At 67.3% G+C, this 25232-nt stretch carries 28 protein-coding genes; 7 read left to right on the top strand and 21 right to left on the bottom strand.

Translation table 11 applies throughout. The annotated features are described in order from the left end of the window. Window positions 1-8: 8 nt before the first annotated feature. The 21 genes from KNN16_RS00395 to KNN16_RS00295 all read right to left on the bottom strand — a co-directional run bounded on the left by KNN16_RS00395 (window position 9) and on the right by KNN16_RS00295 (window position 18036). The gene (locus tag KNN16_RS00395; protein ID WP_303898014.1) at window positions 9-1532 is read right to left on the bottom strand and encodes a NuoM family protein; all 1524 of its coding nucleotides are present in this window, start codon (window positions 1530-1532) and stop codon (window positions 9-11) included. Between the two features lie 57 nt (window positions 1533-1589). Next, window positions 1590-3515 carry an NADH-quinone oxidoreductase subunit L gene (gene nuoL, locus KNN16_RS00390; RefSeq protein ID WP_303898013.1) on the bottom strand — a complete coding sequence of 642 codons (1926 nt, stop codon included), beginning with the start codon at window positions 3513-3515 and terminating at the stop codon, window positions 1590-1592. A gap of 73 nt (window positions 3516-3588) precedes the next feature. Next, window positions 3589-3891 carry an NADH-quinone oxidoreductase subunit NuoK gene (nuoK, locus tag KNN16_RS00385; protein ID WP_299282333.1) on the bottom strand — a complete coding sequence of 101 codons (303 nt, stop codon included), beginning with the start codon at window positions 3889-3891 and terminating at the stop codon, window positions 3589-3591. 3 nt (window positions 3892-3894) lie between these two features. Next, on the bottom strand, window positions 3895-4404 hold the full coding sequence (locus tag KNN16_RS00380; RefSeq protein ID WP_273088002.1) for an NADH-quinone oxidoreductase subunit J: 510 nt from the start codon (window positions 4402-4404) through the stop codon (window positions 3895-3897). Between the two features lie 42 nt (window positions 4405-4446). Next, entirely contained in the window at window positions 4447-4971 is a 525-nt protein-coding gene (nuoI, locus tag KNN16_RS00375) for an NADH-quinone oxidoreductase subunit NuoI (protein ID WP_088571314.1), read from the bottom strand. Window positions 4972-4999: 28 nt separating this feature from the next. Further along, window positions 5000-5998, bottom strand: a complete 999-nt coding sequence (nuoH, locus tag KNN16_RS00370) for an NADH-quinone oxidoreductase subunit NuoH (protein WP_299282326.1) — start codon at window positions 5996-5998, stop codon at window positions 5000-5002. Then, complete coding sequence (gene nuoG, locus KNN16_RS00365; RefSeq protein WP_303898011.1) at window positions 5979-8567, bottom strand: NADH-quinone oxidoreductase subunit NuoG; 2589 nt, start codon at window positions 8565-8567, stop codon at window positions 5979-5981. Before nuoG ends, nuoH begins: the two co-directional genes overlap by 20 nt. After that, entirely contained in the window at window positions 8543-9274 is a 732-nt protein-coding gene (locus tag KNN16_RS00360; protein WP_303898009.1) for a nucleotidyl transferase AbiEii/AbiGii toxin family protein, read from the bottom strand. The genes nuoG and KNN16_RS00360 overlap by 25 nt, the downstream gene beginning before the upstream one ends. Beyond that, window positions 9267-9554 (bottom strand): hypothetical protein, encoded by a 288-nt coding sequence (locus KNN16_RS00355; RefSeq protein WP_303898008.1) that lies wholly within the window; start codon window positions 9552-9554, stop codon window positions 9267-9269. Before KNN16_RS00355 ends, KNN16_RS00360 begins: the two co-directional genes overlap by 8 nt. 96 nt (window positions 9555-9650) lie before the next feature. After that, the gene (nuoF, locus tag KNN16_RS00350) at window positions 9651-10937 is read right to left on the bottom strand and encodes an NADH-quinone oxidoreductase subunit NuoF (RefSeq protein WP_303898007.1); all 1287 of its coding nucleotides are present in this window, start codon (window positions 10935-10937) and stop codon (window positions 9651-9653) included. Then, on the bottom strand, window positions 10937-11413 hold the full coding sequence (gene nuoE, locus KNN16_RS00345; RefSeq protein WP_303898006.1) for an NADH-quinone oxidoreductase subunit NuoE: 477 nt from the start codon (window positions 11411-11413) through the stop codon (window positions 10937-10939). Before nuoE ends, nuoF begins: the two co-directional genes overlap by 1 nt. Window positions 11414-11482: 69 nt before the next feature. After that, window positions 11483-12091 carry a hypothetical protein gene (locus KNN16_RS00340; RefSeq protein ID WP_299282311.1) on the bottom strand — a complete coding sequence of 203 codons (609 nt, stop codon included), beginning with the start codon at window positions 12089-12091 and terminating at the stop codon, window positions 11483-11485. Then, window positions 12088-12915 (bottom strand): alpha/beta fold hydrolase, encoded by an 828-nt coding sequence (locus tag KNN16_RS00335; protein WP_299282308.1) that lies wholly within the window; start codon window positions 12913-12915, stop codon window positions 12088-12090. Before KNN16_RS00335 ends, KNN16_RS00340 begins: the two co-directional genes overlap by 4 nt. A gap of 43 nt (window positions 12916-12958) precedes the next feature. After that, entirely contained in the window at window positions 12959-14164 is a 1206-nt protein-coding gene (gene nuoD / locus KNN16_RS00330; protein ID WP_366971952.1) for an NADH dehydrogenase (quinone) subunit D, read from the bottom strand. A 47-nt stretch (window positions 14165-14211) separates the two neighbouring features. Further along, entirely contained in the window at window positions 14212-14757 is a 546-nt protein-coding gene (locus KNN16_RS00325; RefSeq protein ID WP_366971950.1) for an NADH-quinone oxidoreductase subunit C, read from the bottom strand. A gap of 43 nt (window positions 14758-14800) precedes the next feature. Then, complete coding sequence (locus KNN16_RS00320) at window positions 14801-15328, bottom strand: NADH-quinone oxidoreductase subunit B family protein (protein WP_322794804.1); 528 nt, start codon at window positions 15326-15328, stop codon at window positions 14801-14803. After that, window positions 15316-15687: an NADH-quinone oxidoreductase subunit A gene (locus KNN16_RS00315; RefSeq protein WP_273091449.1), complete on the bottom strand. Its 372-nt coding sequence runs from the start codon at window positions 15685-15687 to the stop codon at window positions 15316-15318. The genes KNN16_RS00320 and KNN16_RS00315 overlap by 13 nt, the downstream gene beginning before the upstream one ends. Before the next feature lie 301 nt (window positions 15688-15988). Continuing rightward, window positions 15989-16171, bottom strand: a complete 183-nt coding sequence (locus KNN16_RS00310; RefSeq protein WP_303898004.1) for a selenium-binding protein SBP56-related protein — start codon at window positions 16169-16171, stop codon at window positions 15989-15991. Between the two features lie 18 nt (window positions 16172-16189). Further along, window positions 16190-16690 carry a carbonic anhydrase gene (locus KNN16_RS00305; protein WP_303898003.1) on the bottom strand — a complete coding sequence of 167 codons (501 nt, stop codon included), beginning with the start codon at window positions 16688-16690 and terminating at the stop codon, window positions 16190-16192. A gap of 187 nt (window positions 16691-16877) precedes the next feature. After that, window positions 16878-17120, bottom strand: a complete 243-nt coding sequence (locus KNN16_RS00300; RefSeq protein ID WP_303898001.1) for a hypothetical protein — start codon at window positions 17118-17120, stop codon at window positions 16878-16880. Window positions 17121-17190: 70 nt separating this feature from the next. Then, the gene (locus KNN16_RS00295; RefSeq protein ID WP_303898000.1) at window positions 17191-18036 is read right to left on the bottom strand and encodes a sulfurtransferase; all 846 of its coding nucleotides are present in this window, start codon (window positions 18034-18036) and stop codon (window positions 17191-17193) included. 649 nt (window positions 18037-18685) lie between these two features. Here KNN16_RS00295 and KNN16_RS00290 point away from each other — a divergent pair. From KNN16_RS00290 to KNN16_RS00260, 7 genes are all read left to right on the top strand, one after another. Next, complete coding sequence (locus KNN16_RS00290) at window positions 18686-19456, top strand: class I SAM-dependent methyltransferase (protein ID WP_303897998.1); 771 nt, start codon at window positions 18686-18688, stop codon at window positions 19454-19456. 19 nt (window positions 19457-19475) lie between these two features. After that, entirely contained in the window at window positions 19476-20183 is a 708-nt protein-coding gene (locus KNN16_RS00285; protein ID WP_303897997.1) for a polyprenol monophosphomannose synthase, read from the top strand. Window positions 20184-20197: 14 nt separating this feature from the next. After that, window positions 20198-21103 (top strand): class I SAM-dependent methyltransferase, encoded by a 906-nt coding sequence (locus KNN16_RS00280; RefSeq protein ID WP_303897996.1) that lies wholly within the window; start codon window positions 20198-20200, stop codon window positions 21101-21103. Between the two features lie 69 nt (window positions 21104-21172). Further along, entirely contained in the window at window positions 21173-21562 is a 390-nt protein-coding gene (gene gcvH, locus KNN16_RS00275; protein WP_299282279.1) for a glycine cleavage system protein GcvH, read from the top strand. A gap of 64 nt (window positions 21563-21626) precedes the next feature. Next, window positions 21627-23021 (top strand): aminomethyl-transferring glycine dehydrogenase subunit GcvPA, encoded by a 1395-nt coding sequence (gcvPA, locus tag KNN16_RS00270; RefSeq protein ID WP_303897994.1) that lies wholly within the window; start codon window positions 21627-21629, stop codon window positions 23019-23021. A 242-nt stretch (window positions 23022-23263) separates the two neighbouring features. Further along, window positions 23264-24748: an aminomethyl-transferring glycine dehydrogenase subunit GcvPB gene (gene gcvPB, locus KNN16_RS00265; RefSeq protein ID WP_299282274.1), complete on the top strand. Its 1485-nt coding sequence runs from the start codon at window positions 23264-23266 to the stop codon at window positions 24746-24748. Window positions 24749-24890: 142 nt separating this feature from the next. Continuing rightward, on the top strand, window positions 24891-25220 hold the full coding sequence (locus KNN16_RS00260) for a hypothetical protein (protein ID WP_303897991.1): 330 nt from the start codon (window positions 24891-24893) through the stop codon (window positions 25218-25220). The last annotated feature ends 12 nt before the right edge of the window (window positions 25221-25232 follow it).

Below are 25232 nucleotides of genomic sequence, written 5' to 3'. Positions count from 1 at the left end.
GCTCGATCTCAACGCATCGCGAGCGCCGCCCCAGCCAGGGCAGCCAGCGTTTGCTGCACCGAAGCCTGCATCGCCGCGAAGAAGGGATGCGGATAAAGCCCAATGAACACAATCAACGCCAGGAGCGGCGCCATGATCGCCAGCTCCCGCCCGTTGAGATCCGGCAACCCCCGCCAGCGCTCCGGCAGCGGACCATGCAACACCCGCAGGATCATCGTCAGGATGTAGACCGCCGCCAGCACCACCCCGAAGGCCGCCAGGACCGTCAGCGCGCGGGCCGCCGCCCCCAGGGCTGTGGATCCGAAGGCGCCCAGCAGGATCAGGAACTCCCCCACGAAGCCGTTGAGGCCGGGCAGCCCCATGGAGGAAAACCCCACCACCATCAGGATCCCACCATACAGCGGCAGCGCCTTCCACAGCCCCCCCAGCGCCCGGAAGTCCCGCGTGTGGGTGCGCTCATACAGCATCCCCACCAGCAGGAACAGCCCCCCGGTGCTCAGACCGTGGTTGACCATCTGGAGCAGCGCCGCCTGCACCCCCAGGGGGTTCAGGGCGGAAAGCCCCAGCATCACGAACCCCATATGGGAAACGCTGGAGAAGGCCACCAGGCGCTTGAAGTCCTCCTGGGCGTAAGAGGCCAGGGCCCCGTAGAGGATGGCCACCACCGCCAGGATGGCGATGGGGAGAGCGAGCTCCCGGGCTGCGGCCGGGAAGAGCGTGAAGTTCCAGCGCAGGAACCCGTAGGCGCCCATCTTCAGCAACAGAGCGGCCAGGATCACCGACCCGGCCGTTGGGGCCTCCACATGGGCATCCGGGAGCCACGAATGGAAAGGCCACATGGGCACCTTGATGGCGAAGGCCAGCCCGAAGGCCAGAAAGAGCCAGCGCTGGACCTCCGGGGCGAGCAGCGGGGAAAGCCGCGCGGCCATCCATTGGGGATCGAAGGTCCCCGTCCCGGTCAGCGGGCGGGAGAGGAGCCAGAGGGCCACGATGGCCACCAGCATGAACACCGAGCCGGCCATCGTATAAAGGAAGAACTTCACCGCTGCATACACCCGGCGCGGGCCGCCCCAGATCCCGATGAGCAGCGTCATGGGCACCAGGGTGAATTCCCAGAAGATGTAAAACAGCAAAAGGTCCAGGGACAGGAACACCCCCAGCACCCCGGTCTCCAGGGCGAGCATCAGCGCCATGTATTCCTTCACCCGCTCCTCGATGGTCCAGGAGGCGGCCAGGGCCAGGGGGAAGATCAGGGCGGTGAGCAGCACCAGCCACAGGCTGATCCCATCCACGCCCACTGTGTAAGAGGCGCCGATGGCGGGCGCCCAGACCCAGCGCTCCACCAGCTGGGGCTCCGGACGGGAGAGATCCAAACGGGCCAGGGCCACCAGGGCCAGCCCCAGCGAGATCAGGCTGAACCCGAGGGCCGTCCACCGGATGGCCCTCGTTCGCTCCCGTGGGAGGCCCAGGATCAACAGGGCCCCGACCAAGGGGGTCATGAGGATCGCCGTCAAGATCGGAAACTCCCGCATCCCCTTTCGCTCCCGAAAGCAGATCGTCCGCTTTTGCCAGGGGGATCCGGCTCCCGCTCAGCGCAGCATGAGCAACACGTAGAGCAGCAGGAAGACCGCGCCGAAGAGCACGGAGAGACCATACTGCCGCACGTAGCCGCTGCTCCAGCGACGCGCTTGGGCGGCGGCCATCCCCACCAGGCGGGCCAGGCCGTTCACCGCCCCGTCGATCCCGTAAGGCTCTACCACCGTTGCCACCGCCCGCGCCAGCCCCTGGAAGGGGCGGACGAACAGCGCATCGTAGACCTCATCCACGTAGAGCTTGCGGTTCAGGGCGGTGAAGAAGGCGCCGAGGGCCTTCTGCAAGGGATCCTCCACGCCCGCCGGCCAGGCCTGGGGACGGTAGATCGCCCATCCCGCCCCCACCCCCGCCAGGGCGATGAGGGTGGCCAGGGCGGCCTGCTCGGGATGGAAGGCGGGAGGATGCCCCGGCTCCAGCCAGGCGGCGAGCAGGCCCAGGCCGGGGGCGTTGATCCACCCCGCCACGATGGAGAAGAAGGCGAAGATCCCCAGCGGGGCCGTCATCACCGCCGGGCTCTCCTCGGCATGGGCGGCCTCGGGGCTGCGGGGCGCGCCGGCGAACACCATCCACACCTGACGGGTCATGTAGAAGGCGGTGAGGAAGGCCGCGGCGAGCAGCAACCCGTAAGCCAGGGCGGACCATCCCGCTGTTCCCCGGAGGGCGTTCAGGATCTCATCCTTGCTCCAGAACCCGGCCAGGGGCGGGATCCCGGCCAGGGCCGCCGCCCCGATCCCATAGGTCCAGGCGGTGGTCGGCATCCGCCGGGCCAAGCCGCCCATGCGACGCATGTCATTCGGATCGAAGGGGCCGGATCCTCCACCGTGATGGTGCGCGTGCTCCAGGGCGTGGATCACCGATCCCGCCCCCAGGAAGAGCAAGGCCTTGAAAAAGGCATGGGTGCCCAGGTGGAAGATCGCCGCCGTGGTGGCCCCTGCTCCCGCCGCCGCCACCATATAGCCCAACTGGGAAATAGTGGAGAAAGCCAGAACCCGCTTGATGTCAAACTGCCCCGCCGCGATCAATGCCGCCCACAGGGCCGTGGCCGCCCCCACCATGACCACCACACCCTGGGTCAGCGGGGCCGCGGCGAAGAGCGGATGGGCGCGGGCGATCAGGTAGACGCCTGCGGTGACCATGGTCGCCGCGTGGATCAGGGCGGAGACCGGCGTGGGGCCGGCCATGGCATCGGGCAACCAGACATAGAGGGGGATCTGGGCGCTCTTCCCTGTCACCCCTGCGAAAAGCAACAGCGTGATCAGCGTGAGCAGGCCCGCCTCCACCGCCCCCCGCTCCACCGCCTCAAAGACCGGCCCGTAGCGGAACGTGCCGAAGGTCCAGAAGAGCAGCAGAAGGCCCACCGTGAACCCAAAGTCCCCAATCCGGTTCGCGATGAAGGCCTTGCGCCCCGCCCATGCGTTGTAGGGCACCTCGAACCAGAAGCCGATCAGCAGATACGAACAGAGCCCCACCAGCTCCCAGCCCACGAAGAGGAGAAAGAAGTTGTCGGCCAGGACCAGGAGGAGCATCGAAGCCAGGAAGAGGTTGAGGAACATAAAAAAGCGGCGGATGTGGGGATCGCCCGCCATGTAGCCGATGGAGTAGATGTGGATCAGCGTCCCCACCAGGGTCACGATCAGCGCCATAGCGGTGGAGAGGGGATCGAGGCGGAGCCCCACCTCGACCGCGAGCGGCGGGACGGCCGCCCAGCGATAGAGGGAGATCTCCACCAGACGGGCCTCCGCCGGGCGGGCCAGCAGGGCGGCGAAGACCAGGGCCGAGGCCCCGAAGGAGGCCGCAGCGGCCGCCGAGGCCACGATCCCGACCGTGCGCTCCCGCGTCTGGCCGGTGGAGACCAGGTTGATCAAGAAGCCCAACAACGGGAAGGCGATGATCAGCCACGACCACCCGAACAGCGCGTCCATCTCCCGTCTCCGCTTCAAAGTGAAAGGGCCGGGTCCGGCCCCAGGATCCTCTCGATCCCGCGGATCTCGCCGCTCAGCCTTTCAGGCTGCGCAGCTCATCCACGTTGGTGGTCTGCTTGGTGCGGAAGATGGCCACCATCAGGGCCAGGCCCACCGCCACCTCGGCCGCAGCCACCGTCAACACGAAGAAGACGGCCATCTGCCCCTCCAGCAGGCCGCGATATCGGGAGGCGGCCACGAAGGCCAAAGCGGCAGCGTTCAGCATCAGCTCCACGCACATGAAGACGATCAACGCGTTCCGTCGGATCAGGAACCCCACCGCCCCGATGCCGAAGAGCAACGCGCTGAGGGCCAGATAATGAGTCAAGGTGACCATCCCTCAGCCTCCTGACCGCAGATCCCGGGCCAGCACCACCACCCCGACCATGGCGATGAGCAACAGGATGGAGGTGATCTCGAAAGGAAGCACATGGGTCGTCAACAGCCGCGCCCCGATGGCGGCCGGATCCCCCAGGGGAGCCGGCGGGCTCCCGGCGGGGGCCAGCCCGGCCGGCGCCTGGAGAAAAGCGAACAGCGCCCCCCCGACCAGCACGATCCCCAGACCGACGGCCAGAGGGATCTGAGTGCGCAGACCGATGGCCCCGCCCACCCGCTCCGCCCCGAGCATCATGATCACAAAGAGGAAGAGGACCATCACCGCCCCGGCGTAGACCGCGATCTGCACCATCGCCACAAAGGGAGCGTTCAGAAGCAAATAGAAGATCGCCACGGTGATCAGGTTCAGCACCAGGAACAGGGCGCTGTGCACCGCGTTTCGGGTGAGGACCATCGCCAGGGCAGTGGCCACCGCAACCCCAGCCAGCACATAGAATGCGATCAGCTCCCCCAACGTCGCCTCCCGGGATCGAGATCCGTCGAAAGCAGCGCCGCCTCACACCGGCTCGTTGACCAGCCCCTCCTCCCAGATGGAGCGCGTGCGCAGGGCCGGGTCCGTGGTCCGCTGAGGGGTGCCCGGGACCCCGGGGGGCGGCGGCACCAGCAGCTGCGCCTTGGTCACGATGAACGACTCCCGGGTGTAGCCGGCCGGCGGGATCTTATCCGTCAGCACGATGGCGTTGGTCGGGCAGGCGTCCTCACAGTATCCGCAGAAGATGCACCGCAGCAGGTTGATCTCGTAAACCCGGGCGTAGCGCTCCCCCGGCGAGTAGCGCTCCTCGTCGGTGTTCTCCCCCGCCTCCACGTAGATGGCGTCGGCCGGGCAGGCTGCGGCGCAGAGGGCGCAGCCGATGCAGCGCTCCAGGCCGTTGCTGTAGCGCCGCAACTCGTGAACCCCCTTGAAGCGCGTGCGCAGGGGCCGCCGCACCTCCGGGTAAGGATAGGTCACCGGGCCCCGCAAGTTGGTCTGCAGGAACTCCTGCAACGTGGTCAGCAAACCTCGCAACAGCTCCGCCACCATCGGTTCACCTCGCTTCCCGTCTGCCGGCTCATCCGATCAGCGCGATCACCACCGCCGTCCCCATCACGTTCGCCAGCGCCAGGGGCAGAAGCACCTTCCAGCCCAGCCCCATCAGCTGATCGTAGCGGATCCGCGGCAACGTGGCCCGGATCCAGATGAGGAGGAAGAGCAGCAGGATCACCTTAAGGGTGAAGTAAACCACCCCCAGGGCCGGGTAGAGATCCACCCAGGGTCCCAGATAGCCTCCCAGGAAGAAGGTGGCCATCAGGGCGCTGAAGCCAATCATCTTGACGTATTCGGCCATGAAGAAGAGGGCGAACTTCATGCTGCTGTATTCCGTCAGATAGCCGGCTGTCAGCTCCTGCTCCGCCTCCACCAGGTCAAAGGGAGCCCGCTTGATCTCCGCCAGGCCGGTGAGGAAGAAGATGACCGCCGCCAGGGGTTGATAGAAGATCAACCATCCCCCGCGCTGGAACTCCACGATCCCGCTGACCTGCAACGTGCCTGCGGTCAGCACCACGCTGACGATGGCCAACCCCATCGCCAGCTCGTAGCTGATCATCTGGGCCGCCGCCCGGATGCCCCCCAGCAGCGCGTATTTGTTGTTCGAAGCCCAGCCCGCCAGGGTGACCCCGTAAACGCTGATGGAGGTGATGGCCACGATGTAAAGCACCCCCACGTTCACATCCGTCAGCTGCAGCCGGGTCCGATAGCCCAACAGGGTGAGCTCCGGCCCGAAGGGGATCACGGCGAAGATCATGATGGCCGGCGCCAGGGTGATCAGGGGGGCCAGGACAAACAGGACCCGATCCGCATAAGTCGGGACGAAATCCTCCTTGAAGAACAGCTTAACGGCGTCCGCCAGGGGCTGGAGCAGCCCGTAAGGCCCGGCCCGGTTCGGCCCGATGCGAGCCTGGAAATCCGCCACCAGTTTGCGCTCGGCCAGGGTGAGATAAGCGAAGCCGGTGAGCAAGAGCATCACCAGCACCGCGCTCTTGATGGCCGCCTCAAGCAGAAACGGCCCCATCTCCCACCTCCATCGGCAACGCCACCGGGAGCCCCTCCAGGATGCCCGTCCGCCCGATTCGGGAGGCCGGGGCCAGGATCACCCCGGCCGGAACCGTGGCATCCGGCTCCACCCGGAGCGGGACGCTACCCCCGTTCACCGGCAGGAGGACCGGTTGCCCGTCCCGCAGGCCCAACCGCGCGGCCGTCTCCGGATGCGCCCGCGCCGCCGGCGGGACCATCCGGTTGCGCAGGTGCGGCGTGCGCGCGATCAGCATCCCCTCGTCGTAAAGCCGGCGGACCGGCACCACCAGCACCGCCTCCTCGGAGGGGACAGCGGGAGCCTTCCAGGCCAGCGGCCAGCGGGCCTGAGGGGACTCCGCCTCCGCCGGCCAGACCCGGCCCAGGCCCCCGGTGTTCGGCCGCGCCGTCCCGCCGAAGTAAAGATCCCGCGACGTGCCCACCGGCGGCCATTGGGGCCGGGTCCAGGCCAGGGCCCCGTAATCCATCCCGGCATAGCGGGGGAGAGCGCGGGCGATCTCATCCATCACGGCCTCCGGGGTGAGGTAGAGCCAGCCCGCACCCAGCCGGCGGGCCAGGGCGGTGAAGATCTCCCAGTCCGCCCGGGCCTCCCCCTGCGCCGGGATGGCCTTGTAGAACCGCTGCACCCGCCGCTCCGCGCTGGTGAACGTGCCATCCCGCTCGGCCCAGGATTGGGCCGGGAGCACCACATCCGCGAGGCGGGCCGTCTCGGTGAGGAAGAGGTCCTGCACGACCAGAAAGCCCGCCCGCGGCATCGGGCGGCCATCCCCCAGGGGATCCGCGCCGACCACATACAGGAAGGGAACCTCCCCCGGAAGAGGCTGCGCGCCGATGAAGTCCAGGGCCCCCTGGGTGTTGCCGTGAGGCCAGAGGGGCAACAGCCCGTTCTGGGCCCGGCCCACATGACCGGTCAACGCCAGCAGATCCGCCGCCAGCCCGACGAGGGCCTCCTCGTCGAAAACCCCCTCTCGCCCGAAGAGGAACACCACATCCCGCGCCTCCGCCACCGCCCGGGCGAAGGCTTGCAGGGCCTCCCGCGGGACGCCGCTCCGCCGACCGATCTCGTCCAGGGAATACCCCATCACCGCCTTCCGCAGGGCCTCCACCCCGTCCAGGCGGGGCCGCGCCTCGGGGGCGATGCGGTCCTCCTCGAAGAGCACCCGAAGCGCCCCGATGAGCACCAGCGCCTCGGTCCCATATCGATAGCGGAGGATGGGATCCGCATAGCGCTCGGCCTTCTGCGGGCGGCCGCCGGCCACGATCAGCCGGGCTCCGCGGCGCACCGCCCCTCGGACCCGCAGGAACCAGACCGGGGCCTCCTCCTCCAGGTCGCCCGCCATCACCACGATCAGGCTCCCACGGCCCATCCGTCCGAAGTCTGTGCCCACCCCCACGCCGTAGCGGGCCACCCACTCGGCGCCGGCGATCGGCGGGTCCATCGTGATCCAGGAGGAACCCAGCACCTCCGCAAACAGCCGGCGGAACAGGTAGAGATCTTCGTTCGGCAAGCGATCCCCAATGATCCCGGCCGCCCGGGCCCCCGCCTGCCGCATGGCCTCCGCCACGCGCGCCAGGGCTTCCTCCCAGGAGACGGGGACCAGCTCCCCGTTCCGCCGCGCCAGGGGCTGGCGGAGGCGGTCCTCTGCGGTGGCGAAGTGATGGACGAAGCGGCCTTTGTCGCAGATCCAGATCTCGTTGACCTCCTCGTGCTGGCGCGGCATCACCCGCAGGATGTCCCAGCCGCCCTTGCGGGCCGAGATCCGAACGTCCAGGGTGATGTTGCAACCCACCGGGCAGTGCGGGCAGATGCTGGGGATGGGCGTCATCTCCCAGGGCCGGGCGCGGAACCGGAAGTCCGTGGTGGTCAGCGCCCCCACCGGACAGATGTCCGTGGTGTTGCCGGAGAAGTAGCTGGCGAAGGGAGGATCCGAGAACGTGATGATCTCCATCCCCCGCCCCCGATCCGAGAACCCCAGCACCGGGTCGTCGGCGATCTCCTCCTGGAAGCGGATGCAGCGGCCGCACAGGATGCACCGCTCCCGATCCAGGATGATCAGATCGCCCAGGGGCACCCGCTTCTCCTGGCGCATCTTGTCCCAGTAATCGAAGCGGGACTCGGCGGGGCCGTAACGCATCGTGAGGTTCTGGAGGGGGCATTCCCCGCCCTTGTCGCAGATCGGACAATCCAGAGGATGGCTGGTGAGCAGGAACTCCAGGACCGCCCGCTGGGCCTCCCGGACCTGGAGGGTGTTCGTCCGCACCACCATGCCGTCGGCGACGCGGGTGGTGCAGGCGGTCTGAAGCCGGGGCATCCATCGCACCACCGGCCGCCCCTCCTCGTCCCGGAGGGGTTGGCCGGTGTTCGGGTCCGTCTGGAGCGTCCCGATCTCCACCAGGCACATCCGGCACATCCCGGCCGGCTCCAGCTTGGGATGGTAGCAGAACACCGGGATGTCGATGCCGGCCCGCTTGGCCGCGTCCACCACCAGGGTGCCGGCCGGCACCTCGATGGGTTGATCATCGATCAGGATCCGCACCGTTCCGGCCATCCTTCATCCCTCATCAGCGAGTTCGACGCGAAAGGGTATCGCGCCGGGATGTCTGATCGTCCCTCGCGTCCTCCAGGACCATCCGGCCTGGAGCGGCGCGCCAGCGCCTCCGCCAGATCGGTGTAGAACCGTCGGAAGTCCTCCAGATCCAGAGGCTTAAGGAGAGGCGGGAGGGCCCGCATTCGTTTCAGTTGCTGATAAATGAAGCCCGCCAGATAGAACTCCCTCAGTCCCGGATCCTTCTGACGAGCCAGGATCAGCAAGTGATCGAAATCCAAATCCGTCTCCCTCAAAATGAAGTAGAGATCGATGAAATCCCGCATCTCGCCACGGCTCATCAGGGCCGTCACTTTGTTAGCCGCGATGTTTTCCAGAGAATCCACCCGTATTCCCTCCCACTCCATGGGGGAGCCAAACCATGGTCCGGGATCATACACCAGATCCACCTTGAGAGGTGGCTGATCCCTGGATTCGAAGAGGAAGGCGCGACAGAAAAAGGGCGAGCGGCGCTCGAGCTCCACCGTCAGCCCTTCCCGGCGGGCGATGTCGCTCACCCCACGCTCCACATCCTGCATATCCTCCGGGTTCGGCGTGAAAAGATCCAGATCCTCGCTGATCCGATGGAACAGGTAGAAGGCAGCCAGCGCGGTCCCACCGGTCAGCACGAACCCCCGGGAGAGGGGCATGGCGAAGAACGCTTTAAGCACCCTCTCCTGAAGGGGCGTCAGAAGCGACCTCATATCCCCAGACACGGAGCCCCCATTCCCAGATCTCGCGAAGGTCCGGCGGCCAGATGTAACGGCGGACCACCGGCCAGTTCGCGGCGATCTCAGCAGGCGTGACATATCGCCAGATCTCCTCGAAGGGGGCCTCGGAGACGATCCGCCCGATGAGCCGGGCCCGCTCCTCCGGATCCCCCTCGCGAAGGATTCGCCGGATCTCCTCTTCCGTTAAGTCCCCGCTCCATGCGAAAGACGCCCGAGGCATCGTCCCCTCCAGCCGCCGCGCTGGATCGAAGCGATCGCCATCGCTCTTATCCTTTCTCCCGTGTATTCGTGCTCCCCATCCGCGGACGGCCCCCGCTCATGCAGGCGCTCCCACCGGCGCCTCGATCGTGCGCCGGAGGTAGGCCTCGTATTCCTTCCGGAAGTGTTTCAGGCTGGAGAGGACCGGGCTGGTGGCGAAGTCCCCCAGCGGGCACAGGGTCTTGCCCGCCATCTGGCGAGCGATGCTCTCCAGAAGATCAGCGTCCCCCGGCCGCCCGCGCCCGGCGACGATCCGCTCGTAGACCCGCCGCAGCCAGTAAGTCCCCTCCCGGCACGGCGTGCACTTGCCGCAGGACTCATGCTGGAAGAAGCGGATCATCTTGTAAGCCGCCCAGACGATGTCCACCGTGTCGTCCAGGACGATGATGGAGGCCGAGCCCAGTATGGAGCCCGCGGCCTGGACGGACTCGTAATCCAGAGGCGTGTCCAGGGCGGAGGGAGGCAGCATGGGGGCGGAGGCCCCGGCGGGGAGGATGGCCTTCACCGCGCGCCCCTCTTCCAGGAGGCCCTGCCCGTATTCCTCCCCGAAGATCAGATCCCGGAAGGTGATCTTGCCCAGCTCCGCCTCGTAGTTTCCGGGCCGGCGCACCCGCCCGCTCAGGCAGAAGATCTTGGGGCCCGGGCTCTTCTCCGTCCCCATGGCCCGATACCAGGCCGCCCCGTGGAGAATGATGGGCGGGACGTTGGCCAGGGTCTCCACGTTGTTGACCACCGTCGGCTTGCCGTAGAGGCCGTGGGTGGCCGGGAAGGGCGGGCGCACCCGAGGGTGGCCGATCTTCCCCTCCAGGGACTCCAGAAGGGCGGTCTCCTCCCCGCAGATATAGGCCCCGGCCCCCAGGTGGACGAACATCTCCACCGAGTAGCCGGTGCCCAGGACGTTGCGGCCGATGAAGCCGGCGGCGTAAGCCTCGGCGATGGCCGCCTCCAGCCGACGGGCCACCGAACGGTATTCCCCCCGCACGTAAACGTAGACCCGCTCCGCCTGGATGGCGTAAGCCGCCAGAAGAGCCCCCTCGATCAACTGATGGGGGTTCCCCTCCATGATCTCCCGGTCCTTGAAGGTCCCGGGCTCGGACTCATCGGCGTTGACCACCACGTATTTGGGGAAAACATCCTTCGGCACGAAGGACCATTTCATCCCGGTGGGGAAGCCCGCCCCGCCCCGCCCCCGCAGGCCCGAGGCCTTCACCTCCTCGATGACCTGCTCCGGGGTCATGGCCGTGAGGGCCTTCCGCCAGGCCTCATAGCCCCCGTGGCGGACATACACCTCCAGCCGGTGGAGGTCGGGGATCTCCCGATGCCGCAACAGGATATAGCGCCCCATCACATCCCATCCCGGGAGAGATCTTCCACAATCCGATCGAAGACCTCCGGCGTCACGTTCTCCACAAACTCCAGGTCCACCTGCATCGCCGGCGCACGATGGCACGCCCCGATGCACATCACCGTCTCTAGGGTGAACCGGCCGTCCGGCGTGGTCTCGCCCGGACGCACCCCCAGACGGCGCGTCGCATGGGCCACCAGATCCTCCGCGCCCCGCAACGCGCAGGGGAGATCGTCGCAGATTTGAATCAAATGGCGTCCGATGGGGTGGTCATAGAAAAGAGTGTAGAAGCCCACCACCTCCCGGACCTCCGTGGGGCTGACCCCGGTGATCTCCGCCACCTCCTGGATGCCCTCCTCCGTGCAGTAGCCGTATTCCCGTTGCACCAGGTAGAGCAACGGCAGCACCGCCGAGCGCTTGACCGGATACTTCGCCAGGATCGCCTCGATCTCTTGCGCGTATTTCTCCCGAAGCATCCCTTCCACCTCGATCCGAAGTGGGAAACCCGGCTCGCAGGGGCACGTTCACGCGAGGCCCTGCCCCCCTCACCATTCAACCCGGTATCGACAGGCCGGCTCCCCGCGGCCGCGACAGGACTCTTCCATCACCCGAATCGCCTCCACCGGCCGCTCCAGGACCCAGGCGGTGAGGGCCTCGAGCACGCCGGCGGGAAGATCGCAGCAAGGCTCCGCACAACTCACCCCCACGCAGTAAGGACAGGAGGGGTTTTCCCAGTAAACCCGGTCCCCTTCCCGCCATACCTGAGGGGAGGAGCCGGTCTCCGTGCGGACCACCGCGGCGGCCCGCTGCCAGGCGTTGTAAACCCGCTCCCGGGGTGCCTGCAGGATCCCGGAGACCAGCCGGATCAGGTTCGCCACCCAGCCGTAGGCCTGGAGATCCCGCTGGAGAACCTCATGGCCGATCCGGCGCAGCATCCACCCCCCATCCGGGCCGAAGCGCTCCCGGATCGCCTGGCAGAAGGCGGAGATCTCCTCGAAGGTGATCCCGGGCTCCGGGCTGAGGGGCGGCAAGGCCTCCTCATACCGCGTCAGCCCGGCCTTGCGCAGCGCATCCCGATAGGCCTCCGGCCCGATCAGGGATCGGGCGGCGTCCAGGATCTGCCGGGCGTAGCGATCGGTGATCTGCCCGCTCATCGGGCGCCCTCCCCCAGAGCCTGGGCCAGGAAGGACTCCAGCAGCGGCGTCACCACGTCCGGGCGCTCCAGGTTGGCGATGTGCCCGGCCTCCGGGATGATCTCCAGGCGCGCCCCCGGGATCGCCCGAGCCATCCGCTCCGCCTCATGAGGGGGTCGCGAGACATCATCGGCCCCCACCACCACCAGGGTCGGCGCCCGGATCTCCCCCAGCCGCTCCAGTACCGAGGTCCGGCTGAAGATCCCGCGCCCGATGGCCAAAATCCCCGGCAGGCGCTCCGGCGGGATGGCCGCGAGGGCCGCCTTGAACCGGGCGATGAGCTCCGGGTCCCGCTGGACCGTGACCGGCGAGAAAAAGAAGGGCACCAGCGCCTCCAGGATGGGCGGAGGGAGCGCCCCGGCCTGCTCCACGGCGGCCATCATGGCGAAATAGCGCTGCCGGGATTCCTCCGGCTCCGCCCCCGCATCAGTGTCCATCAGCACCAGGGCGGCGACGGCCTCCGGGTGGTTCAGGGCCAGGCGCATCCCCCACATCCCGCCCACCGAGAGGCCGACCACCGCGAACCGGGAAAGCCCCAGGGCCTGGGCGAAAGCCCACATGTCCTCCGCCAGCTCATCCACCGAGTAGGGCGAATGCGGCGGAGGGTCTGAGCGGCCGTGGGCCCAGATCTCCGGCACGATGCAGCGGTAGGCCCGCGAGAGGACGGCCACCTGGGGCTCCCACATCCGGGCATCCCACAGGTAGCTGTGCCCAAACAGCACCGGGAACCCTCTCCCGTGCTCCTCGTAGAACATGCGGCGTCCGCGGATCACCACCTCCGGCATCCCTCACCTCCTGACTTGAGGAGAGGCCGGCGAACCGGTCCCCTCAGCGATCCACCTCCCCCAGCACGATGTCGATGCTGCCGATGATGGCCACGAGATCGGCCACCAGGCATCCCTTGGCCATGATCGGGAGGGCCTGCAGGTTCACGAAGGAAGGAGCCCGGAAATGGACCCGGCGAGGCTTCGGCGAGCCATCGCTGTTGATGTAAACCCCGAACTCCCCGCGCGGGGATTCCACGGCGTGATAGACCTCGCCCGGCGGCGGGCTGAAGCCCTCCGTCCAGAACTTGAAGTGATGGATCAGCGCCTCCATGCTCCAGGCCAGCTCCTCCTTCGGCGGCGGCGTCACCTTGCGGTCCGGGGTGATGTAAGGACCCTTGGGGAGACGCCGCAGGGCCTGGTCGATGATGCGCAGGCTCTGGCGCATCTCCTCGATGCGCACCATGAAGCGGTCATAGACATCCCCGTTCTCCCCCAGCGGCACATCGAACTCGAAATGATCATAAGAGGAATACGGCTGGGCCTTGCGGACGTCGTAGTTCACCCCGGAGCCCCGCAGGGAGGGGCCGGTGACGCCCCAGGCGATGGCGTCCTCCGGGGAGATCACGCCCACCCCCTTCGTCCGCCGGAGCCAGAGCGGGTTCTTCTTGAGCAAACGCTCGTATTCGTTGATCCGCGCCGGCATGATCTTCAGGAAAGCCCGCACCGCTTCCTCGAACCCCTCAGGGACGTCCCGCCACAGCCCGCCGACCCGGAAATAAGAAACCATCATCCGCTGGCCGGAGACCATCTCGAAGATATCCAGGATCATCTCCCGCTCGCGGAAGCAATACAGGAACACGCTCATCGCCGCGATGTCCAGGGCATGGGTCCCCAGCCAGACCAGGTGGCTGGCGATGCGCTGCAGCTCTGTCAGGATGACCCGGATATACTGGGCCCGCAGGGGGACCTCCACCCCCATCAGCTTCTCCACGGCCATCACGTAGGCCAGGTTGTTGGACATCGGGGAGAGGTAATCGATGCGATCCGTGAGGGGGATGATCTTGGTGTAGGTTTTGGACTCGCAGTGCTTCTCGATGCCAGTGTGGAGATACCCGATGTCCGGGACCACGGAGACGATGGTCTCCCCGTCCAGCTCCACCAGCAGGCGCAACACGCCATGGGTGCTGGGATGCTGGGGCCCGACGTTGAGGAGGATGGTCTCCCCGCGCAGGGCGCGCTCGGAGACCAGATGCTTCAGCTGCTCCAGGGTGAACGCCTGAACCTCACCTTCCCGGATGGCCATGGCCGGCCCTCTCATTCCCGCGCGTAGGGTTTGCGGGCGTCGATCTCCCGCCAGTTGAAGGAGAACTGAACCGGCTCCACCACCAGCGGGTGATCCCGCCGCAGGGGATGCCCCTCCCAGTCCTCCGGCAACAGAATGCGGCGCAGGTCGGGGTGGCCCTCGAAGCGGATGCCGAAGAGATCATAGACCTCGCGCTCGTGCCAGTTCGCCGTGGGCCAGATCCCGGTCACCGTAGGGACCACCGGGTCCTCTTCCTCCAGGAAGACCTTCACCCGCAGCCGGAGGTTGTGCGGGAGGGAGTAAAGATGATAGTTCACCGCGAAGCGGGGACGCTCCGGCCAGTAATCCACTGCGCACAGGTCGGACAGGAAATTGAAGCGGCACGCCGGATCATCCCGCAGGAAGCGGCAGATCTCCACCAGGGCCTCCCGGCGGACCACCAGGGTGGTCTCTCCCCGGAACTCGATGACCTCCTGAACCGCCTCGCCGAACCGCGCGCGCACCCGCTCGATCACCTCAGGGATAGGCACCGCCGTCCTCCTCTTCCCAGGGGTCAGGCAACATCCTGCGCATGGCCGGTGGGAGCCCCTCGATCGCCCATCAGCGGGATCGGCTCCCCCGGCGGATCTTCTCGTGAAGCCGCATGATGCCGTCGATCAGGCCCTCCGGGCGCGGGGGGCAGCCGGAGACGTAGACGTCCACGGGGATGATCTCATCCACCCCCTGGACGATGGCGTAGTTGTTGAAGACGCCGCCGGTGGAGGCGCAATCGCCCATGGCGATCACCCACTTGGGCTCGGTCATCTGATCGTAGAGCCGCCGGACCACCGGGGCCATCTTCCGGCTCACCCGCCCGGCCACGATCATGAGATCCGCCTGACGGGGGGAGGCCCGCATGATCTCCATCCCGAAGCGGGAGAGGTCGTAGTGGCTGGCCTGGGTGGCCATCATCTCGATGGCGCAGCAGGCCAGGCCGAAGAGCAGCGGCCACATCGCCCGGGTGCGCCCCCAGGCGGCCACCCACTCCAGGGCCTCCTCCAGGGTGGTCAAAGCCACCCCCATCTCCCCGTTCTTCTGACCCGGCGCCGAAGGGCTGTATCCCGTCAAAGGCTCGCTCACCGCTCCCATTCGAAGGCTCCTTTCCGCCAGGCGTAGACATACCCGATCAGCAGGACCAGGACGAAGAGCCCCATCTCCACGAGGGCCAGGGTCCGCAACGCCCGCACCTGCAGGGCCCAGGGGTAGAAAAAGATGATCTCAATGTCGAAGAGGATAAAAAGCAGGGCGGTGAGGTAAAACTTGACCGGGAAGCGACGCTGGGCCGGCCCGATGGGGAGCATGCCGGACTCATAGGGGAGATGCTTGCGGCGGCTGGGCCGCTTGGGAGCCAGCAGGGCCGGCGCCACCAGGGCCACGCCCCCGATCCCCAGCCCGATCAGGAGCAACATCCCGATGGGCACATACTCCAGCAACGTCCCCGTCGACATCGATATCCCCCTCGGGAACCTTTTGTTCATTTTACCACAAAGGGAGGGAGCGTCAATCTTTCGTGCGCAGCGGAACAAGATTGGGGGGAGGCTGCAAGCCCCGCACGGGGACTCTGAATTTGAAAGAGGTCCTTCATCCAAAAAATGTCCGCAGCGCCGGGCCGATCAACGCGAACGCCCCGAGGAGGTCCAGGTTCACCCCGGCCTGTCGGAGAAGGGCCAAGGGACTGCCCTCATCCATGACCCGGGCGATCAGGCCGGCGGTCCATGCATACCACCCCGCAGCGCATCGTCATTTGTTTCACCGCTGATCCACCTGCCCGTAAGTGGGGGAACGGGGATCCACATCCACCACCGCAAGGGCATCGGGCCGCCCATCCGGGTTCGGGTTCACCGTCGCCACATCGGCCGGGCGCTCCGGGGGCGCCTGCATGGTGAGCCGAGGGGACGGATAGAAGCTGGGGTCGAGCCCCCGGAGCGCCATCGCTCATCTCTGGAAGGGTTAGGGATTCATGGGAACTTCGCGAAGCCGGCCGGTGCGCACGTCGTAAATGAAGCCGCGGATGGCGTCTTTATGGAGCAGGAAGGGGCTGGCCTGAAGCCGCCGGATGGATTGTCGGATATCCTCCTCCAGATCGGAGAAGGCCTCGAAGGCGAAGGGCGGCCGGATCCCGATCTCCGCCTGGATGCGATCCTTTACATCATCATCCCGGAACGTCAGCATGCCGCAGTCCGTGTGATGGATGAGCATGATCTCCCGCGTGCCCAGCAGGCGTTGGGAGATCGTCAGGGAACGGATCACATCCTCCGTGACCACCCCTCCGGCGTTGCGGAGGATGTGCGCCTCCCCCTCCCGCAGGCCCAGGATCCGGTGCACATCGATGCGCGCGTCCATGCAGGTCACGATGGCCAGCCGCCGGGAGGGAGCGGCGGGGAGGTGACCCTGGTCGAAGGAGGCCGCGTAGGCCTCGTTGCGGCGCAACAGCTCATCGATCTCGCTCATCCCCATCCCTCCTTTCTGTTTCCTCAGGGAAAGGCCATATCGCATGCAATGGGCTTCGCTCCGGGCTGACATACAGTCTACAGTCAGCCCACCGGGCAATGTTCCTCACAGATGAAACAGCTCATGCAATCCTCTGGATGGCTCGTGATCGCTCGAAACCAGGGGCGTCACCTCGATCCAAAGCAACTCAAGGGGACATCCCCAGCAGGATGCGGGCCTCCTCGCCCTCCCGGTGCACCTCCAGGACCGCATAGCCGTTCCGCTTGGCCCACGCGGTGACGGTGAACTCGTCGGCGTAGCCTTTCACCCACACCGCCACCGCCTCCTCCAGCCCCAGGCCAGCCAGGGCCTGCTGAACCCGCCCGATCGGGGAATCCGTGCACAGCTCCACCCCGGCCCGCAGATCCACCGTCCGCACCACCCGCGCCATGCCCACCTCCCACTACCGAGGAGCAAAGGCTGGGCGGGAGCGCCGGGCGCCCGCCCAGCCCTTCTGTCGTTCAGCGCTCGATGGGAAGCCCCACCGTGTTGCCCCACTCGGACCACGAGCCGTCATAGTTGCGGACGTTGGGATAGCCCAGCAGATGGCGCAACACGAACCAGGTCACCGAGGAGCGCTCTCCGATGCGGCAGTAAGTGATGACCTCCTTGTCCGGGGTGACCCCTGCCTCCTCATAGATCCGGCGCAGGGACTCGGCATCCTTGAAGGTGTCATCGTCGTTGAGGGCCTTCGACCATGGGATGTTCACCGCGCCGGGGATGTGGCCGCCCCGCTGGGCCGCCTCGTTGGGATACTCCGGCGGAGCGGTGATCTCCCCGGTGAACTCCGCCGGGGAACGCACATCCACCAGGGCCACCCCGCGCTTGCCCAGCACGTTCAGGACGTAGGGCAGATGCGCCCGCAGCCGAGCGTCCGGGTCCTGAGCCCGATAGGTGGTTGGGGGATACGAAGGGACTTCCTCGGTGAGCGGGCGTTTCTCCTCGATCCACTTCTTGCGGCCGCCGTTCAGCAACCGCACATCCGCATGGCCGTAATACTTGTAGATCCAGAAGGCGAAGGCCGCGAACCAGTTCCGGAAATCCCCGTAAAGCACCACGGTGGTGTCGTTGGAGATCCCGGCGCGGCTGTTGAGGGCCTCGAAGGCCTCCTTGCTCAGGATGTCCCGCCGCACTGGATCGTTCAGATCCTTCCGCCAGTCGAAGAGCACCGCGCCCGGGATGTGGCCCAGATGATAGGCGCTGGCCGGGTCATAATCCACCTCCACGATCCGCACCTTCGGATCCTGAAGGTGCTGGGCCACCCACTCGGTGTCCACCAAAGCCTGCGGATCCGCATACGTCGCCATGGCAGGTCCCTCCTGAAGCTCAGTTTTTGGAATCAGGCGGGTTGGGAGAACAACTTCTCTATCCCCCTCCCCCCGAAGGGGATCCGTTTTCCCTGTAAAGGGAAGATCACCTCCGCCAAGGTGGTCTCTTAGGCTCCCCTTCGGTTCTGCTCTCCGCTCACCCCTGGCGGATTGAAAACGGCAACTGACGACAGGGAGAACAGAACCGGTAGAGGGAGGGAGGTTGGGTTGACCGGAAGCGGAGAAGCGGGGGCAGAGGGAGGTCGGTTCCGCTCAGCGGGGCGCGCGTCCCAAGCGGGCGGCCCCCTTCTGCCCCCGCTCAGGACAGATACAGGTGTTCATCGAGGAGATGAGATCCACCCGCTGCGCGATCCGCAACCGCGGAGCGCCCCTCGCGCCAGCCGGTGGATGCCGGATCCCAATCCGCATCGGCGGCCCACGCCTTCCGGGGTTTGTCCATATATGTAGCACGCGCAGGTTTTTCTGTCAAGTCGTTTGAGCGAAAAAGGATGCGGCGGTCACATTCGGCCATCGGGGCATGCCCCGCGTCGACCGGAACGGAGGCGTGGGGATCCCTGGCGTCCTCCCCTGGAACGCCCTCCGGATCTTCCGCGTTATGATAGAAGCGCATCCGCGTTCGGAGGAGGCCATGGATCCCAAAGAGCGGGCGGAGGACTTCTTCTCCCGTTATGCCCCGGCCTACACCGAGAGCGTCTCCCATCGCTCCGGGGAGGATCTGCAGCGGCTGATCGCCATGCTTCAACCTCAGGGCCACGGGCGTTTGCTGGACGTGGCGACAGGCCCCGGGCACACCGCCTTCGCCCTGGCCCCATACGTGGAGGCCGTGGTGGGCCTGGATCTCACCCCGGCGATGGCCCGGGAGTTCCGGCGCCAGGCCGATCCCTTCCCCCGGTCCTTCTTCGTGATCGGTGACGCGGAGGCCCTGCCGTTCCGCGATGGGGTCTTCGAGTGGGTTACCTGTCGGCGGGCGGCCCATCACTTCCCGAAGCTCCCCCGCGCCCTCGCGGAGATGGCCCGCGTGCTCGCCCCGAACGGACGGCTGGGCCTGGTGGATATGATCGCCCCCTCCGACCCGGCCGCCGCCCGCTTCCTGAACGAGCTGGAACGGATCCGGGATCCCTCCCACATGCAAGCCCTCAGTCGGGAGGAATGGCAAGCCCGGATAAAGGCCGCCGGCCTGCAGGTGCGCGCTCTGGAGGTCGTGGAGGAGCTTCTCCCCTGGGAGCGCTGGTGGGCGCCGGTGCCCCCGGACGGCCCGGCCGCCGCCCGAGCCCGCGCCTTCGCCGCCTCCGGCGGCCCCGAAGCCGCAGAGATCCTCCTCCGCCGCTCAGATGGATGGATCATCCGCAAACAGCGGATGATCCTGATCGCATCCCACGCCCCTGCCCATCCCTCTTGAAGGAAAGGAGCGAGAGCCGGTGCGCAGCCTGGTGATCATCCCCACCTATAACGAACGGGAGAACATTGAGGCCCTCATCCGGGCCATCCTGAGCCTCCCCCTGGACCTGGAGGTGGTGGTCGTGGACGATCATTCCCCCGATGGGACGGGGGAGATTGTGGACCGGATGGCCGCGGCGGATCCACGGATCCACGTGATTCATCGGCCGGCCAAGCTGGGCTTAGGGACCGCTTACGTGGCCGGGTTCCGCTTCGGCCGGGCTCGGGGCTACGACCGTCTCCTCACCATGGACGCGGACTTCTCCCACCATCCGGCCCACCTGCCCGATCTCCTCGCCAGAAGCCGGGAGGCGGACCTGGTGATCGGATCCCGTTATGTCCCCGGCGGGGAGGTGATCGACAGCCCGTGGTATCGCCGGCTGCTGAGCCGAGGGGCCAACGGGTTCGCCCGCCTCGTGCTGGGGCTGACCCCCCGCGACGTCACTACCGGCTTCCGCTGCTATCGCCCCCAGGTCCTGGAGGCCATCGCCCCGGAGACCATCCGCGCCGAGGGCTACGCTTTCCTCATTGAGATCACCTACCGGGCGCAGCGGGCCGGCTTCCGCATCGCCGAGGTGCCCATCCGCTTCCAGGACCGCCGCTACGGGCGGTCCAAGATCTCCCGGCGGGAGATCTGGCGGGCCCTGGGCACCGTCCTCCGGCTCGCCCGCGACCGGATCGCCGGATAACCCTGGAGGCTTCGATGGAGTTCGTGGCCTGCAACCTCTGCGGCTCCTCCCGCGCCCGCCTGCGGTTCCCCAGCACCCTGGACCGCCGGCGAAGCCGGGCTCCGGACTTCCGGTGCACCAGCGACGGCTACGGCATCCATCCGCCCATCGTGCAGTGCCTGGAGTGCGGACTGGTCTACACCAACCCCCGCTATGAGACGGCGGAGATCACGGAAACCTATCGGGCGATGGAGGACCCGCTGTATGTCCTGGAGCGGGAGGGCCGGGTGCTGACCTTCGAGCGGCACCTCCGGCCCATCGAGCGGCTCCTCGGACCCGGCCGGGGCCGACGGCTGCTGGATGTGGGTTGCCACGTCGGCGTGTTCCTGGAGATCGCCCAGGCCCACGGCTGGGAGGCCTGGGGGGTAGAGCCTTCCCGATGGGCCGTGGAGGTCGCCCGCTCCCGGGGGCTGCGGGTGGTGGAAGGCACCCTCCGGGAGGCCGCTTTCCCGGAGGCCTGGTTCGATGTGGTCACCATGTGGGACGTCATCGAGCACCTCAGCGATCCGATGGGGGAGCTGCGGGAGATCCATCGCATCCTGAAGCCGGGGGGCTGGGTGGTGATCCATACGATGGACATCGAGAGCCCCTTCGCCCGGTTGCTGGGCCCGCGGTGGCCCTGGCTGATGGAGATGCACCTTTACTACTTCTCCCGGCGCACCCTGCAGCACATGCTGGAGCGAGCCGGGTTCCGCTTCCACCACGCCGCCGCCGAGGGCCGCTACCTGCGCCTGGGCTACCTCGCCACCCGGGTCCGCGCCCTCTTCCCAACCCTGGGCGCGCTGCTGAGCCGGCTGGTCCGGGCCGCGCGGCTGGAACGCCTGCCGGTTTACATCAACCTGGGCGATCTCTTCACCGCGTATGCCTGCAAGCCGGAATGACCCCCGTTGCCCTCGCCTGCCCATCCGCTTAGAATGAAGACAGATGGATCCTCTGCGCCGGAGGTCACCATGAACATCCCGCCGGATCTCCGCTACACCGAGTCCGACGAGTGGGTCCGCCTGGAAGGCGACGAAGCCGTCTGCGGTGTCACGGATTACGCCCAGAGCCAGCTCTCCGACGTGGTTTACGTGGAGCTCCCCGAGGTCGGCCGCACCTTCCGCAAGGGCGAGGTCTTCGGGACCATCGAGTCGGTCAAGGCCGCGGCCGACCTTTACATGCCGATGAGCGGGACCATCACCGCGGTGAACACGGAGCTCGTCCAGAACCCGGAGTGGGTCAACCAGGATCCCTACGGGCGGGCCTGGCTGATCCGGTTCCGCCCCAGCGATCCGGCGGAATACGAGACCCTGATGGACGCGGAGGCCTACCGGGCTCACTGCGAAGCTCGCGCGCACTGAGCCCATCTTCCTCCGCGCAACCCCGAAGTTCCTCGCGCGGGATCATCGTGTTCCGGAGGCGCCGATGCGGTTCATCCCGCACACTGAGGAAGAGCGTCAGGAGATGCTCCGGGTCATCGGCGTGGAGCGCATCGAGGACCTCTTCGCGGATGTCCCGGAAGCCTATCGGTTCCCTCCGCTGAACCTCCCTCCTCCCCTGACCGAGCTGGAGGCCCGCTGGGAGCTGGAGGCCCTGGCGGAGGCCAACACCCACGCCGGCCAATATGCCTGCTTCCTGGGGGCCGGTGCCTACCGCCATTTCATCCCCGCCGTGGTCGATGAGCTGCTCCGCCGGGGCGAGTTCTACACCGCCTACACCCCCTATCAGCCGGAGGTCAGCCAGGGGACCCTCCAGGCGATGTTCGAGTTCCAGTCGATGATCTGCGCCCTCACCGGCATGGAGGTCGCCAACGCCAGCCATTACGACGGCTCCTCGGCGCTGGCGGAGGCGGTGCTGATGGCCCTGCGGCTAACCCGGGGCGAGCGGCCCCGTATCCTTCTCTTCCCCACCATCCATCCGGAATACCGGGCCGTGGTCCGCACCTACGTGCAGCACCTGGACGTCCGCCTGGAGGGGGATGAAGGCTGGACCCGGGAGCAGCTGCGGGAGCCGCTGGCCGTGCTGGAGGCGCTGGAGGCCCGTCTGGATGGGGAGACGGCGGCCCTGGTGATCCCTTACCCCGACTTCCTGGGCCGGGTGCTCCCGCCGGCCCGCCTGCGGGAGACCGCGGACCGCGTGCACCGGGCGGGGGCGCTGCTGATCGCGGTGATCAACCCCATCGCCCTGGCCCTCTTCGAACCCCCGGGGTCCTGGGGGGCGGACATCGTGGTGGGCGAGGGGCAGCCCCTGGGGATCCCCCTGAGCTTCGGCGGGCCTTACCTGGGCCTGATGGCCACCCGGATGGCCTTCGTGCGCCAGCTGCCGGGGCGCCTGGTGGGGGAGACGGTGGACCTGGAGGGCCGTCGGGGCTATGTGCTCACCCTCTCCACCCGCGAGCAGCACATCCGCCGGGAGAAGGCCACCAGCAACATCACCACCAACGTGGGCCTGATGGCTCTGGCGGCCACGATCTATCTCTCGGCCCTGGGCCGGCACGGCCTGCGCCAGGTGGCCGCCCTCTGCTACCACAAGGCCCATTACCTGGCCGGGCGCATCGCCGCCCTCCCCGGCTACGAGGTGTGGACGGAGCAGCCCTTCTTCCATGAGTTTGTGGTCCGAACCCCCCGGCCGGTGGAGGAGATCAACCGGATCCTCTATGAGGACTATCAGATCATCGGCGGCTACGACCTGGGCCGGGCCTACCCGGAGCTGGAGGGCCATATGCTGCTGTGCGCCACGGAGATGAACACCCGGGAGGAGCTGGACGCCCTGGTGACGGCCCTGGGCGAGATCGGCGGAGAAGGACAAAGCCGCGGTTGAAGCCGATCCGGCAGAAGGATGCCGAGGAGGGGCTTTCGCCCCGAACTTTCCATCTTCGATGGCGCGGAGATCACGGCTGCAGGAGAGGCTTTCACCCAGGGCCTCGGCCTTTGATGGCATAAGGGTCGCGGCTGAAGCCGCTCCTACAACCCAGATGCCGAAATGAATTTCGGCTTACGTGCCGAACCTCCGTCTTCGATGACGCGAAGGTCGCGGCTTCTACAGGTTAGGGAGGTGAACCGATGACGGAGCCCTTGATCTTTGAATATTCGGTCCCCGGCCGGCGCGGGGTGGAGCTGCCGGAGCCCGATGTGCCCGAGGCCCCTCTGCCGGAGGGGTTCCAGCGGGCGGATCTCCCGCTGCCCGAGGTCAGCGAGGTGGATGTCGTCCGCCACTTCCTCCGGCTCTCCCAGATGAACTACGGGGTCGATAAGGGCTTTTACCCCCTGGGCTCCTGCACCATGAAATACAACCCCAAGATCAACGAGGAGATGGCCCGCCTGCCGGGCTTCGCCCACCTGCACCCCTATCAGGATCCGGAGACGGTGCAGGGCGCGCTGGCGCTGATGTATCACCTGCAGGAGTTCCTGAAAGAGATCGGGGGGTTCGCTGCGGTCTCCCTCCAGCCGGCGGCAGGCTCCCAGGGGGAGCTGGCCGGCATCCTGATGATCCGGGCTTACCATCGGGACCGCGGGGAGGGGAAGAAGCGGATCAAGATGCTGATCCCCGACTCGGCCCACGGCACGAACCCCGCCTCCTCGGCGATGGCGGGCCTGCGGGTGGTCAACATCCCCTCCGACCGGCGTGGGAACATCGACCTGGACGCCCTGCGGAAGGAGTGCGATGAGACGGTGGCGGGGTTGATGATCACCAACCCCAACACCCTGGGCCTCTTCGACGAGAACCTCCTGGAGGCCATCGACCTGGTCCATCGCTGCGGGGGGCTGATCTACGGGGACGGGGCCAACATGAACGCCCTGATGGGGATCTGCAAGCCCGGCGCGATGGGCTTCGACGTCATGCACTACAACCTCCACAAAACCTTCAGCACCCCCCACGGCGGCGGCGGCCCCGGGGCCGGCCCCATCGGGGCCAGCGAGCGGCTGGCCCCCTATCTGCCCGGGCCCATCGTGGCCATCGATCGGGAACGAACGGTGCGGCCGGACGAACCCTTCTACACGTTCGTCTGGCCGGAGCGGAGCATCGGCCGGGTGCGGGCCTTCCACGGCCACTTCGGGGTCTTCGTCCGCGCCTACACCTACATTCGGATGCACGGCCCGCGCCTGCGGGAGGTCTCCGAGGCGGCGGTCCTCAACGCCAACTACCTCCTCGCGCGGCTGCGGGGGATCTACCCGGTGCCCTACGACCGGCTCTGCAAGCACGAGTTTGTGATCATGGGGAAGATCCCCGGCACCCCCATCCGGGCCCTCGACATCTCCAAGCGGCTGATGGATTACGGTTTCCACCCGCCGACGAACTACTTCCCGCTGATCGTCCCCGAAGCCCTGATGATCGAGCCGACGGAGACCGAGAGCAAGGCCACCCTGGACGCCTTCGCCGAGGCGATGCGGCGCATCGCCGAGGAAGCCCGGGAGGACCCCGAACGGCTGCAGCGGGCTCCGCACACCACCCCCGTCCGCCGGCTGGACGAGGCCCGGGCGGCCCGGAACCTGGTGCTGCGGTATGCGCCCGCCCCGGCCCCACAGCCCGCCTCCGAGCCGCGATAGGCTGCGGGCGGAGAGGGGGTCCCACGCTCCAGGCACTGAGGTGTTCCCTTCGTCAGAAATGGGCCTGCAGGCCGTGGTAAAATGTTTTAACCGGATATGGAAATCGGAAGATCCGAAAGGGGGTGGGGGAAGGATGCGGTGGATGGAGCCGGAGTGGATCACTGTCGTGGAAGGGCCGGCGCCGCAATTTCAACCTGCCCGGGAGGTCTGGGCGTTCTCGATCTACGAAGGGCCCACGCCCCAGCCGGTGGCGGTGTGCCAGATGCGGACCTTCAACGGGGAGAAGATGCTGGAGCGCTGCCGTCGGGCCTGGGGGGAGGGACGCCCGGTGCAGCTGGATTTCCCCGCCCCGTCCGGAGAACGGCGCTGGGCGGACGTGATCGCCGCCCGGGTGGAGCGCTGGCCGGAGGGCGACGTGCTGGTCCTTTGGGTGCGGCGCCCTCGCCCCATGGAGCATCCGGAGAACGCATAGAAAAGGGAGCGG

This window comes from Thermoflexus hugenholtzii, from assembly GCF_018771565.1.
Lineage (GTDB): Bacteria > Chloroflexota > Anaerolineae > Thermoflexales > Thermoflexaceae > Thermoflexus > Thermoflexus hugenholtzii_A.
Note: the sequence above shows the minus strand (reverse complement) of the source record. Positions and strands in the feature narration are given on the sequence as shown.